Raw genomic sequence first — 12,961 nt, forward strand, 5'->3', positions numbered from 1 at the left:
AATTAAACGGAGCGCCAGACAACCGCGCTCCTTCAATTTATGCAGTATGTATTATAAAGGTTGATTCAGCGAAACGCTTTTTATTTGCGCATACAGCCATTGACCTGACCGCAGGTTAAGTTCTTCCCGCGCCCAAGAGGTAATTCTCGCCCATAGGAAATATTCACGCAATGCCAGCTTGACATCAACCTGACCATCATCTTCGAAAAATTCAATGACTTTAACCTGCAAGGTATTACGAATACTACTGACTTTCGGGGGTTCCAAAACGAGAGAAACGTCCGATGCATCAACACGAATACGCAGATCTGTACCCGGAGCCGCATCCATTTTAGGCAACCAGAGAGCTTTATCTCCTACCGCCACCGCTGTCATATGATAACGCTGATGATGCTCCATGACAGAGACGGTCAGTATGCTGCTAAGGCTCTCTTTTTGCAGCCACGGGCGTAATATGCTGTTTGACCAGACTTCTTCCAATGTGCCTGTCGCTCTGACTTTCCCCTTGTCCATTACAATCACGTTATCTGCCAATCGCAGAATTTCATCCAAATTGTGGCTGACATACAGGAGCGGAATTTTGACATCGGCGGACAGTTTTTCGAGATACGGCAGTAATTCACGCTTGCGGGGTAAATCCAGCGAAGCCAGCGGCTCATCCATCAGCAAGATTTCGGGCGCGGTCAGTAATGCCCGTCCAATCGCTACCCGCTGCTTTTCCCCGCCGGATAAGGTCATGGGAAAACGTGACAGTAAGTGTTCAATGCCCAGTAAGCCAATGATGTTGTCAAACTGTGGTTTCATGTCTGGCGACATACCGTATTGCAGGTTGCCCTTAACGCAATAATGAGGAAAAAGGCGGGCATCCTGAAAAACATAACCCATCCGGCGTTTTTCCGGCGGCAGAAAGATTTTCTGCTCTATATCCACCAAAGTGCGGCCATTCAGGACAATCCGGCCTCTCTGTGGCCTGCTCAACCCGGCAATAACATTGATCAGAGACGTTTTGCCCGCGCCGGAAAGCCCAAATATAGCCGTAATGCTTTCTGTTGGCAGAGTGGTATCGACCTGCATGTGCAGGTTACCCAGACGTTGCTCAAACTCCAGCTCTAACATGCTGCCCCCAGACGTTTTCTGCCCCAACGGGTCAGCCACTCGGAAAGCATCAATGAAACCAATGCCAGCACGATCGCAATCACACATAAACGCGCCGCTGCCGTTTCTGCGCCCGGCGTTTCAATCAATGTGTACATGGCAAGGGGAATGGTGCGAGTTTCCCCCGGAATATTCGATACAAACGTAATTGTTGCACCAAATTCCCCCAGAGAACGGGCAAAAGCCAGAACAGCACCGACAATCACACCCGGCAATGAAAGTGGCAGGGTAATGGTGAAAAAGACCTTAAGCGAACTAGCTCCCAATGTACGCGCTGCCTGTTCCAGACGACGATCAATGCTTTCCAGCGCCAGCCGGATCGCTCTGACCATCAAGGGAAAAGCCACGACTGCCGAAGCCAACGCCGCTCCCGTCCAACTAAATGCGAAGCTGATGCCAAACCAATCATAAAGAAATTCGCCGATGACACCACGGCGCCCCATGCTGAGCAGCAGCAGATATCCTACAACCACTGGCGGTAATACCAGCGGCAGATGGATAATGCTATCCAGCAGGGATTTCCCGAAAAACTGGCAGCGAGCCAGAACCCATGCCATCAATATCCCTAATGGCAAACTGAATAACACCGAGATACCTGAGATTTTTAAACTCAGTAAAATCGCCTGCCATTCATATTCACTTAACATCTCCAAAAGATCAGTTCCTACAGTGGACTGAAACCATAGTGTTTGAAAATGACTGCGGCTTCAGGGGTTTTGAGATAATCATAAAAATCACGGACGGCCTGATTTTCATGACCTTTAATAATTGCGATAGGATATTCCACTGGTTTATGACTCTCTGATGGGAATATACCGACTACTTTCACTTTCTTGCTGGCAACGGCATCAGAACCATAGACAATTCCCAACGGTACTTCTGCCCGCTCTACCAGCGCCATACCACTACGTACATTGTTAGTACGTGCCATCAGTGGATTGACCACTTCCCATGCTCCCAGAGATTGCAGCGACTCTTTGGCATAAATGCCGACAGGGACATGATCGGGATCACCTACAGCCAGACGCCCATCTGCCAGCAGAGATTTCCATTTTGTTTCTCGATCGATGTCGATTTTATCCAGCTTGCTCTCTTTGGGTGCAATCAAGACAAGTTGATTACCTAACAAAGTATGACGAGTATTGTCAGCAATCAGTTTTTTGCCTGCGACATAGTCCATCCATTGCTGATCAGCAGAAACAAAGATATCAGCGGGGGCGCCATGCTCAATCTGACGTGCCAGTGTTGACGATGAGGCATAAGAGGCAACAATGTCACCCTGTTGTTCTTTTTTGTACTGAACGGCAATATCGTTAAGTGCATTGGTCAATGACGCTGCCGCAAAAACGGTCACTTTTTCTGCACTCCAGCTATTCCCAACCAGCGCAAAATAAACCACAGCCCCTGTCAACAATTGGTACAGGCTCTTTTTCATTTCGTATTCCACTTATGATAACCAATATGGTGCGCTGTATATAACAAGATACAACGTTAAATGAAAATACTATTCTGGGATTAATCGGCAACTTGTGAGCCACTTTTAGCTTTTATGTTAATCCAGTCAGAAATTGCAGTTCAGGAAGGAAACAAAAGTTGCCAGTAAGCGGGAATTCAATCAGATGGACAGGTAATGAGGGGAAAAAGAAATTACCCGGCAGAACCGGGTAACAGAAACACTAACGGTAAAATCAGATCAAGGCTGCCGTTCGGTATTTCCTGTTTTGGAAATAACGTTGAACACTGCGCCAAGCCCGTAAATCAGCCCCAAAATCAGTGCCATCACAACAGGAACCATGATCAACGCAAACGCCATACTTCCAATCAACTCAAACATGCAAACCTCATATCATGAGTGACCATAATTCAGCCAAAAAATTAACTGTGCAACATTCGGCGTTATTTTTCCTTAATGGAAAAACGGTGCTTCATGACACAGGCGGTGATCTCACTATTCTAGACAATAAAAAAGTAACAGTAACCGACGAAACGTGCGATTCTTACGGTCATCCTGTAAGAAACTCTCAAATATTTGCCTGAAATGAATCACTATGCAAGCCGAAATATTGTTAATACTCAAATTACAGCAACGTCTTTTCGCTGATCCTCGGCGAATCGAATTGCTTAAGCAGATTAAAATAACAGGTTCTATCAGTCAGGGAGCAAAACAGGCCGGGATCAGCTATAAAAGCGCCTGGGATGCCATCAATGAAATGAATCATCTCGCAGATGAAGTATTGGTAGAACGTGCTACTGGCGGCAAAGGTGGCGGAGGGGCGCAACTTACGCACTATGGCGAACGCCTGTTACAACTTTATGATCTACTGGAAAGAATTCAACAAAAGGCATTCGATGTGCTGAAAGAGGATTCTCTGCCTCTGGATAGCCTGCTCGCGGCTATTTCCCGTTTTTCGTTGCAATCCAGCGCCCGGAACCAATTTTTCGGTACGATAGTCGAACGTGATCATGAGAATATCCAGCAACATGTCCGTATCTTACTGGCTGATGGCAAAACATCGATCTCTGCCGCGCTGACTGAGCAAAGCGCAAACCGACTGAAGCTGGTAAAAGGGAAAGAAGTGCTGGCATTAATTAAAGCACCGTGGATAACCTTAAGCAAAGAGCCTGTAACAGCGACGCCATTCGATAATGCCTTATCCGGCCAAGTCAGTCTGATTGAAACAGGAACAGAACACAGTGAAGTTATCCTGACGCTTGATGGGGGTGAATCACTCTGCGTTACGCTAGCCAATCAGGAAATGGAGCGTTCGGGTCTTCAGCCTAATGATTTCGTCACCGCACTCTTTAATGCCGATAAAGTGATTATTGCAACTCTGTGTTAATGGTACATCCCTCTGATAAACCTAAGTGTCAGGGGGAATGACAACTCATCTGATGCATTCTGTAACCACCTTCCAAAATGAGCCACCCTTAATGAATAACAGACGGCTACGCATTGACATTGAACATTATTCCGATTATTTCTGGTGATCCTCTAGTTGATGTTGCTTAAAAAGGAATAGAAATGTCTGAGTTGCAAATAACACAAGGTAGTTTCCGTTTAAGTGACACCCGTACCCTGCGGCTGCCGTCACTGAAAATTATTTCTGGAGAAAATTGGGCGTTTGTCGGCGCAAATGGCAGTGGGAAGTCTTCTCTGGCTCGTGCTCTGTCGGATGAATTAATTCAACTTGCAGGTGAACGCCATTGTTCATTTAATACACCTGTTCACCTCTCTTTCGAACAACTTCAACAACTGATTGATGAAGAGTGGCAACGCAACAATACAGATTTGCTCAGTGAAGATGAGGAAGATACTGGGCGTACCGCCGCAGAGATGATTCAGCTCCACCATAAAGATAATGAATTATGCCTTGAACTGGCAGCGTATTTTGGTATCAAGGATTTGCTCTCACGCCGATTCAAATATCTCTCGACGGGAGAAGTTCGCAAGGTGTTGCTTTGTCAGACATTAATGGCTAATCCCGATCTACTCATCCTTGATGAACCTTTCGACGGGCTGGATACTTATGCTCAGAATCAACTGTCCCAATTATTAAGATCGCTGGCAACAAAAGGCATCACGTTGGTTTTAATACTGACCCGATTCCATGAAATTCCTGATTTTATCGAACAGATCGGTGTACTGGCTGATTGCCACCTGACACGGACAGGGAAGAAAGAGAATATTCTGTCAGAATCTCTCGTGGCACAGTTAGCCCACAGCGAAACACTAAAAGACATTCATCTTCCTGAAACAGACGAATACCGTGCAGATGAGCAACTCCCCGAAGATCAACCACGGGTATCGATGTGCAATGTTGTTGTTCAGTACAATGACAAACCGATACTGCATGGTCTGAACTGGCAAATAAATCCAGATGAACACTGGCAGATCATCGGTGAAAATGGTGCAGGGAAATCCACCCTCCTCAGCCTGATTACGGGCGATCATCCCCAAGGTTACAACAATAAGCTGATTTTATTCGGCCGGCAGAGAGGTAGTGGCGAAACCATCTGGGATATTAAACGCCACATTGGTTATGTCAGTAACAGCATTCACCTTGAGTATCGTGTCAGTACCTGCGTTCGGAATGTCATTCTCTCTGGGTTCTTCGATTCCATCGGGCTGTATCAGGCCGTTTCAGATCAGCAGCAGCAACTGGCTGATGAGTGGCTGGCTTTGTTGGGATTCTCTGAAACAATCGCAAACAGCCCATTTCACAGCCTATCATGGGGACAGCAAAGACTCGTTCTGATTGCCCGTGCCTTGGTGAAACATCCCACTTTATTGATTCTGGATGAGCCATTGCAGGGACTTGATCCTCTCAATCGTCAGTTAGTCCTGCGTTTTATTGATATCATGATTGCCAATGGTGATACACAACTTCTGTTTGTTTCCCATCATCAGGAAGATGCGCCAGAATGTATTACTCACCGCCTGAAATTTATTCCTGATGGCTATATTTATCGGTATGAAACCGAAGATATCTCCCAACAGTCTTTGTAGTGCCGCCCTATCAGTGCAAGTCCTCTCCCGATTTAACGTCGAAAGAGGGCTTTCACTCGAACCTTTTTACTAAAAAATAGCAACTGCCAGAAAATCCCCCTCCGCAATGAAAAAATGACTACTTTTTAAATTTTTTTTATAATGACCCAGAGTTATTTTAACTCATCATAATTTATTTGAAGTCTATTTTTTAGACTACTTGTCTAATTCACCAAAAATAACAGGGAATTATATGTCTTGGGCGTTACTTGCCGTTTCATTGGCGCTTTTGGATACACGTCGCATTATTGCATTTTCCATCGCATTTCTAGCTTTAATCGTTGGGATCAGCACTAACGTGCTTACCTTTCCCGCAGTTGCTGCGCTTATTGTAATTGCTGGTTTAGGTACAGCACACGTTTACCTCAAAAAACATCCTACATTCAGAATTATCACTGAGGTGTTACTACTCATCTCTGTAGTTTTACTGTTCATGCATTACATTCCGGGATTTAATAACTTGAAATACCTAGATAAGGTGCAGGTTGGCCCGCTGAGTGCACCTTTTTCAATGTATTTCAACTTTGACAAGGCACTGATTCCATTCATTCTATTATTCTGCATGCCAAGCCTGTTCACTCGAAAGCCCGTGGCAGATGCCTTCCCACATGTATGGGCAGCATTGATAGTCGCGATACCTGCGCTATTGGGTCTTGCCACAGAATTAGGGGGATTAGCCGTTGAGCTGCATTTACCTAGTTGGTTCCCTGCTTTCGTCATTGCCAATATTTTCTTTGTCTCATTGGCAGAAGAAGCGCTGTTTCGTGGCTACCTCCAGCAAAAGCTGAGTCAGTGGATGAATCCCTATTCGGCACTCGTTATCACTTCACTGATTTTTGGTGCCGCCCATTTTGCCGGTGGTAGTTTATTGATGATTTTCGCAACTCTGGCAGGGTTAATTTATGGTCTGGCATGGATGTGGAGTGGTCGTTTATGGGTTGCAGTAGCTTTCCACGTTTCACTCAATCTAGGCCATCTCCTGTTTTTCACCTATCCGGTAAAATCATTACTCATACAGTAGCAATTACCAAACATGATTTAGAACAGGGGTTCAAGACTATTGTTTGCCGTTTCGGTCTATCGCGCCATATAATGCCCGCAGCGACCATTTTATTTTGTATTAAAAAGCACTAATAGGAGTTTAAGCTATGGCTGTAACTAAACTGGTTCTTGTAAGGCACGGAGAGAGCGAGTGGAACAAAGAGAACCGTTTTACTGGCTGGACTGATGTTGAGTTGTCTGACAAAGGCCGTACTGAAGCACAACAGGCGGGTCAATTACTGAAACAAGAAGGTTTCGCTTTTGATTTCGCTTACACTTCTGTTTTAAAACGTGCTATTCACACTTTGTGGAACATTCTGGACCAAGTCGATCAACAATGGCTACCGGTTGAGAAAAACTGGAAACTGAATGAACGCCACTATGGCGCACTGCAAGGTCTGGATAAAGCTGAAACTGCCGCTAAGTACGGGGATGATCAAGTTAAATTGTGGCGCCGTGGCTTCGCGATTACTCCACCAGATTTGGCTAAAGATGATGAACGTTATCCTGGCCACGATCCTCGTTACGCGAACTTAAAACCAGAAGAACTTCCTGCCACAGAAAGCCTTGCAGCCACGATTGAGCGTGTTGTTCCTTATTGGGAAGACGTTATCAAACCTCGTGTTGCAAATGGTGAAAAAATTATCATCGCTGCTCACGGCAACTCTCTGCGTGCTTTAGTGAAATATTTGGATGGTATGAGTGAGGAAGAAATTCTTGAGCTGAATATCCCAACTGCTGTGCCGCTGGTTTATGAGTTTGATGAAAACATGCGACCTATCAAGCACTATTATCTGGGCAATGCTGACGAGATCGCTGCAAAAGCAGCCGCTGTAGCAAACCAAGGTAAAGCGAAATAATCTTGTATCCAAGATTTAGGAAACGTAATACTAAAAAGCCGGAAATCACTCCGGCTTTTTTATGCTGCTTTATCCCCTTCGGGCTTTGACAGACTGAGATAACTGACGCAGTAACATTTCTGTGTCATCCCAGCCAATGCAGGCATCTGTCACACTTTGTCCATAAACCAAAGGCTTATCACTATCGAGATTTTGGCTTCCTTCAACGAGATGGCTTTCGACCATGACGCCAATAATCGCGCGTTCTCCCCTTGCGATCTGATCACAAACATCATCATTAACGTCCATTTGTCTTTTGAACTGCTTCGAACTGTTTGCATGGCTGAAATCAATCATCACACGAGGTGCTAAACCAGCTTTCATTAATTCCTCTTTAACGACACTGACATGCTCCGCACTGTAATTCGGCTCTTTGCCACCACGCAGAATAATATGGCAATCCTGATTACCCGTTGTGCTGACAATCGCTGAGTGTCCCCATTTAGTTACAGAAAGAAAACAGTGAGGTGAGCTGGCCGCGTTGATAGCATCAATGGCAACTTTTATTGTGCCGTCAGTTCCATTTTTAAAGCCAACCGGACAAGAAAGCCCTGAAGCCAGTTCACGGTGAACCTGAGATTCCGTCGTACGCGCCCCTATCGCGCCCCAGCTCATGAGATCAGCAAGATACTGAGGCGTTATCATATCAAGGAACTCACCCGCAGCAGGCAGCCCCATGTCGTTAATATCGATCAGAAGCTTGCGGGCAGTACGTAAGCCATCATTAATATCAAAGCTACAATCCATATTCGGGTCATTAATTAACCCTTTCCAACCTATCGTGGTACGGGGTTTTTCAAAATAAACCCGCATCACAATTTCCAAATCTGCTTTCAATTCTCCACGTAACTTATTCAGGCGTTCTGCATATTCCAGTGCTGCCTTTGGGTCATGAATTGAACACGGGCCAATTACTACCAATAGACGATCATCTTCACCAGTTAAAACGTTATGAATAGCTTCACGGGCTTCACGAACGGTAGTAGCGGTATTTCTTGTTGCAGGAAATTTTTCGAGTAATGCAACTGGTGGCAATAATTCTGTTATTTTTTTAATTCTTATATCGTCATTCTGGTAATTCATTGTCCTTTCACCTAATGTGTTTACAGTTATTTAAGATAATTTTGTGATCTCAATCTAACTGTTAGGCGTTGTGCTGTAAATAATCTTTATGAGTAAAAAAGAGAAGATTTCTTTATGGAAGAAGTTTCTTTGAGTAAAAATGATGTTAATTCAAATGAATGAACGGATGGAATTTGAATACATTGAATCAAAACACTCAATAACAGGCCGTAGATAGATTGACTACCTATGACCTGCGGATAGACTTTCATTTATATTTTCAGCCGATTACGACCCATTGGGTTTAGCAGCCGTGATCCACAGGCGAGCACCGTTCAGTGCAATACCCGTCAATATAATGTATTGCAAGGACATCGCCAGAACACCTTGGTGGAAATAAATCACTACGCTGATCACATTGATGATCACCCATACCAGCCAGTTTTCCACGTGTTTACGGGTCATCAGTACCATTGCCACTATCGATAATACTGTCATCACCGAATCCCAGAATGGAAATGCATCCGGCTCTAAGGCTGGCATCGCAATATTGAACCCCATACCCTGCAAAGCAAAAACCACAATTTTTGCCATATAGCCAAAGATTTGGTCGATATTGAACATCATTACCAAGATTACAAATATGGAAACTGCGGCGACGGCAATTGTTTGTTTAGGGTTGAGCCAGCGGATCTTAAGTTCTATCTGTTTCTGTTCATTGACACGACTCCAGGCATACCAACCGTAGATATTAGCCGCGAAGAAAAAGATTTGCAGGAGAAGACTGGCGTAGAGTTGAATTTGGAAGAAGATAACGGCAAAGAGAAAAACATTAATCAATCCAAACAGGTAATTAATGATTTTCTCCTGACTGGCAAGCCAGATACATAATAAACCAGCTATCGTACCAACAGCTTCAATGTACGAGAGATCATAGCCGTCTGCACCTAATGGAATATGTACCAATATGCTCTTAATACTGAAAAAATCCATCCTTTCCTATCCTTATCATAAGTAGTGTTTAGTATATCAATACAAAAAACGCAAAATTACGATATAAATTGACTATTCCTTCCATCCATGTTTTACATACTAAACAAGATAGCGAGTCTATACATAAAAGTCTTTAATTATTTTAACGTTTTTAAAATGATAATGGATAATAAATGACTCATTTTCTGAGTCAACACTTACGAGTCAGGATGTGCTGATTTACCGACGGAGCTAACAATTCATCTAAAGCGTACTTGAATTGAGATTCAGAATGGTGGGTCGTGCAGGATTCGAACCTGCGACCAATTGATTAAAAGTCAACTGCTCTACCGACTGAGCTAACGACCCATCTAAGGAGTGCTTGAATTGAGATTCAGAATGGTGGGTCGTGCAGGATTCGAACCTGCGACCAATTGATTAAAAGTCAACTGCTCTACCGACTGAGCTAACGACCCATCTAAATCTGCTTGACAGTATTCCCTGCCAACGGCGGCATATATTACTGTTTTCTCAGCAGGGCGCAACGTTTATTTTATTAAATCTCGTTTAAACGCCTACTAATCATCCAATCATCCCCGAAAAGACCGATATATGACCTCTCGGGGATAATTATTACATCCCCGCAATCTTTTTCTCGGCCATTTTAGCCGAATTAGTGCCAGGATATTGTTTTACTACCTGCTGATAAACTGCTTTTGCTTTAACTTTCTGTCCCTTTTCTTGCATGATTAATCCCACTTTGTACAGAGAATCACTGCTTTTCTGTGATTTGGGATAATCTTTCACGACAGTAGCGAAATAATAAGCCGCGTCGTCTTTCTTGCCTTTGTTGTAATTCAGCTGCCCTAACCAATAATTGGTATTCGATAAATATTTCGACTTAGGATAGGTTTTAACGAACGTTTGAAACGCAGAGATTGCTTTATCATATTCTTTGGTATTAATCGCCAAAGCAACCGCAGCATCGTAATCACCTTTTTCACTCCCCGTACTTGTCGGAGCAGCAGGTGGATTACCATCGGTTTTTGCCGATGGCGTGGCTGTATTACCGCCTTCTGTACCTGATGATGGATTAGTGATTTTATCCAACTGTTGGTAAATATCTTTCTGGCGCTCAATGACTTGATTTAATTGATACTGGTTTTCCTGGATCTGACCACGGAGTGTATCAATATCACGTTGAGAATCAGCAAGCTGTTGTTGAAGTTGAGTTAACAATTGACTGTGAGCATCGGAAATACGCTCTAATTGAGAGAGGCGCTCATCGGTGGAGCCTGAGCCGACATTACTGATTGGCGCTTGGGCGGTAGCGGCCCAAGGAGCCGCTACGCCAACCAATAACGACAGACCCAACACATAATGTCTGAAGTTACTGTTCATGCATTACTCTTAGTATACGATTACAGCACGACGGTTTTTAGAGTATGCTGCTTCGTCATGGCCAAGTACAGCTGGTTTTTCTTTACCGTAAGAAACGATAGCCAGTTGATCAGCAGAAACACCTTTGCCTTGCAGGTACATTTTCACTGCATTAGCACGACGCTCACCCAGAGCGATGTTGTACTCAGGCGTACCGCGTTCGTCTGCATGGCCTTCAATGGTCACTTTGATAGATGGGTTGCTGCGCAGGAATACCGCATGTGCATCCAGCATCTGAGCGAAATCGCTGTTGATGTCATACTTATCGAAACCGAAGTATACGATATTGTTGTTTTGCAGCTCTTGCATCTGCTGACGTGCTAATTCTTCAGCAGACAGACCTGCTTTAGCAGAATTATCAACAGTACCTACACCAGACTGATCATTGTTGCCATTTTTGTTAGTACTACACGCTGCTACGGCCATGATTGGTAAAGCTAACATCAGCCCTTTTAGCACTTTGTTCAGTTGCATTTCTTTGATCCTTTTATAGTTTGCCATACATATTATTTATTATGCATCACAGATACGGCGACCAGGCAGGGAATTTAACCTGTCCATCGGTAGCCGGAAGACGCGCTTTGAAACGCCCGTCGGTCGAAACTAGCTGCAATACAGTCCCCAACCCTTGAGTGGAGCTATAAATCACCATAGTGCCGTTAGGTGCGATACTCGGCGTTTCATCTAGAAACGTATCTGTCAACATTTGGACAGACCCCGTTCCCAGATCTTGTTTGGCGATATGCTGACTGCCACTTGCTGAGCTAACCATCACGATAAAACTACCGTCAGAGCTAACATCAGCATCTTGGTTCTGAGAACCTTCCCAAGTCAGGCGCTGTGGAGCACCGCCATTAATATCAATTTTGTACAACTGCGGACGGCCACCTTGATCTGAGGTATAGACCAGTGTCTGGTTATCCGGCATCCAGCTTGGCTCAGTATTGTTACTACGGCCATCAGTTACCTGACGGATCTGACCAGAAGCCAAATCCATCATGTAAAGATTCAAACTACCTGTTTTAGATAGTACAAATGCAAGTTTAGTCCCATCTGGAGAAAATGCAGGCGCTCCGTTATGACGAGGGAACGAAGCAACCTGACGCACTGCTGTCGTTGCCAGTGTTTGAATAACTAGCGCAGAGCGACCACTTTCAAACGTAACATAAGCAAGTTGAGAACCATCTGGCAACCATGCTGGCGACATTAATGGTTCAGGTGAGCGGTGTACGGTAAATTGGTTATAACCATCATAATCAGAAACACGCAGTTCATATGGGTATTTACCCACGCTCGACTTCTTGACAACATAAGCCAAACGGGTACGGAATGCCCCTTTAATACCCGTCAGTTTTTCAAATACTTGATCACTGGCAGTATGGGCGGCATGGCGTAGCCATTTTTTCTCAATTTTAAATTGATCCTGAGCCATCACCGTTCCTGGCGCGCCAGCAGTATCCACTAGCTGATATGAAACCAGATAATTGCCGTCTGCAGCAGGCTGGATTTGCCCAACAATCACAGAGTCAATCCCGAGGGCAGACCATGCAGCAGGTGTTACCTCTGAAGCAGTTGAGGGTTGCTGTGGCATACGATTTGGATCAATAGGATTAAATTTCCCACTGTTTCTCAAATCCGCAGCAATAATTGAACCAATTTCTTCTGGGGCATTGCCTGCACCTGTCCATTTAAATGGAACGACTCCAATAGGACGTGCAGAATCAACACCCTGTGTGATTTCAATGCGAACTTCCGCATGAGCAAGCGCTGCCCACATCATCAAAAAACCTAATACTATTTTAAACGACTGTTTAAAAGTTTGCTTCATCATGTCTCCCTTATCGCG

13 protein-coding genes and 2 tRNA genes are annotated in these 12,961 nt (G+C 44.5%); 4 read left to right on the forward strand and 11 right to left on the reverse strand.

All coding sequences use genetic code 11. The features are described 5' to 3' along the window. Positions 1 to 51: 51 nt before the first annotated feature. The 4 genes from modC to XBJ1_RS19455 form a co-directional block, all read right to left on the reverse strand. Positions 52 to 1,116, reverse strand: coding sequence for a molybdenum ABC transporter ATP-binding protein ModC (gene modC, locus XBJ1_RS04440; RefSeq protein WP_038198387.1), 1,065 nt, complete (start codon positions 1,114 to 1,116; stop codon positions 52 to 54). Beyond that, positions 1,110 to 1,802, reverse strand: coding sequence for a molybdate ABC transporter permease subunit (modB, locus tag XBJ1_RS04445; protein WP_012987590.1), 693 nt, complete (start codon positions 1,800 to 1,802; stop codon positions 1,110 to 1,112). Before modB ends, modC begins: the two co-directional genes overlap by 7 nt. A 17-nt stretch (positions 1,803 to 1,819) precedes the next feature. Further along, positions 1,820 to 2,590 (reverse strand): molybdate ABC transporter substrate-binding protein, encoded by a 771-nt coding sequence (modA, locus tag XBJ1_RS04450; RefSeq protein ID WP_012987591.1) that lies wholly within the window; start codon positions 2,588 to 2,590, stop codon positions 1,820 to 1,822. 258 nt (positions 2,591 to 2,848) lie between these two features. Further along, positions 2,849 to 2,989, reverse strand: coding sequence for an AcrZ family multidrug efflux pump-associated protein (locus XBJ1_RS19455; protein WP_012987592.1), 141 nt, complete (start codon positions 2,987 to 2,989; stop codon positions 2,849 to 2,851). A gap of 214 nt (positions 2,990 to 3,203) precedes the next feature. On the opposite strand from XBJ1_RS19455, the gene modE reads away from it, so the two are divergent. From modE to gpmA, 4 genes are all read left to right on the forward strand, one after another. Continuing rightward, positions 3,204 to 3,995, forward strand: coding sequence for a molybdenum-dependent transcriptional regulator (gene modE / locus XBJ1_RS04455; protein ID WP_012987594.1), 792 nt, complete (start codon positions 3,204 to 3,206; stop codon positions 3,993 to 3,995). 182 nt (positions 3,996 to 4,177) lie between these two features. Further along, positions 4,178 to 5,662 (forward strand): molybdate ABC transporter ATP-binding protein ModF, encoded by a 1,485-nt coding sequence (gene modF, locus XBJ1_RS04460; protein ID WP_012987595.1) that lies wholly within the window; start codon positions 4,178 to 4,180, stop codon positions 5,660 to 5,662. 232 nt (positions 5,663 to 5,894) lie between these two features. Next, a complete protein-coding gene (locus XBJ1_RS04465; RefSeq protein ID WP_012987596.1) occupies positions 5,895 to 6,722 on the forward strand; it encodes a CPBP family intramembrane glutamic endopeptidase in 828 nt (275 codons plus the stop codon). A 127-nt stretch (positions 6,723 to 6,849) separates the two neighbouring features. After that, positions 6,850 to 7,602, forward strand: a complete 753-nt coding sequence (gpmA, locus tag XBJ1_RS04470) for a 2,3-diphosphoglycerate-dependent phosphoglycerate mutase (RefSeq protein ID WP_012987597.1) — start codon at positions 6,850 to 6,852, stop codon at positions 7,600 to 7,602. Between the two features lie 69 nt (positions 7,603 to 7,671). Here the strand turns inward: gpmA and aroG are convergent, their stop codons facing one another. The 7 genes from aroG to tolB form a co-directional block, all read right to left on the reverse strand. Further along, entirely contained in the window at positions 7,672 to 8,724 is a 1,053-nt protein-coding gene (gene aroG, locus XBJ1_RS04475) for a 3-deoxy-7-phosphoheptulonate synthase AroG (RefSeq protein ID WP_012987598.1), read from the reverse strand. A 267-nt stretch (positions 8,725 to 8,991) separates the two neighbouring features. Then, on the reverse strand, positions 8,992 to 9,696 hold the full coding sequence (pnuC, locus tag XBJ1_RS04480) for a nicotinamide riboside transporter PnuC (RefSeq protein WP_012987599.1): 705 nt from the start codon (positions 9,694 to 9,696) through the stop codon (positions 8,992 to 8,994). 272 nt (positions 9,697 to 9,968) lie between these two features. Continuing rightward, positions 9,969 to 10,044: transfer RNA gene (locus XBJ1_RS04485), tRNA-Lys, on the reverse strand. Between the two features lie 31 nt (positions 10,045 to 10,075). After that, positions 10,076 to 10,151 (reverse strand) — tRNA-Lys (locus XBJ1_RS04490). Between the two features lie 157 nt (positions 10,152 to 10,308). After that, positions 10,309 to 11,076: a cell division protein CpoB gene (gene cpoB / locus XBJ1_RS04495; RefSeq protein ID WP_012987600.1), complete on the reverse strand. Its 768-nt coding sequence runs from the start codon at positions 11,074 to 11,076 to the stop codon at positions 10,309 to 10,311. Positions 11,077 to 11,085: 9 nt separating this feature from the next. Next, positions 11,086 to 11,589, reverse strand: coding sequence for a peptidoglycan-associated lipoprotein Pal (gene pal / locus XBJ1_RS04500; RefSeq protein ID WP_012987601.1), 504 nt, complete (start codon positions 11,587 to 11,589; stop codon positions 11,086 to 11,088). Between the two features lie 46 nt (positions 11,590 to 11,635). Further along, positions 11,636 to 12,943, reverse strand: a complete 1,308-nt coding sequence (tolB, locus tag XBJ1_RS04505) for a Tol-Pal system beta propeller repeat protein TolB (RefSeq protein ID WP_038198389.1) — start codon at positions 12,941 to 12,943, stop codon at positions 11,636 to 11,638. Positions 12,944 to 12,961: the final 18 nt, after the last annotated feature.

The organism is Xenorhabdus bovienii SS-2004 (assembly GCF_000027225.1).
GTDB classification, from domain to species: Bacteria; Pseudomonadota; Gammaproteobacteria; order Enterobacterales; family Enterobacteriaceae; genus Xenorhabdus; species Xenorhabdus bovienii_C.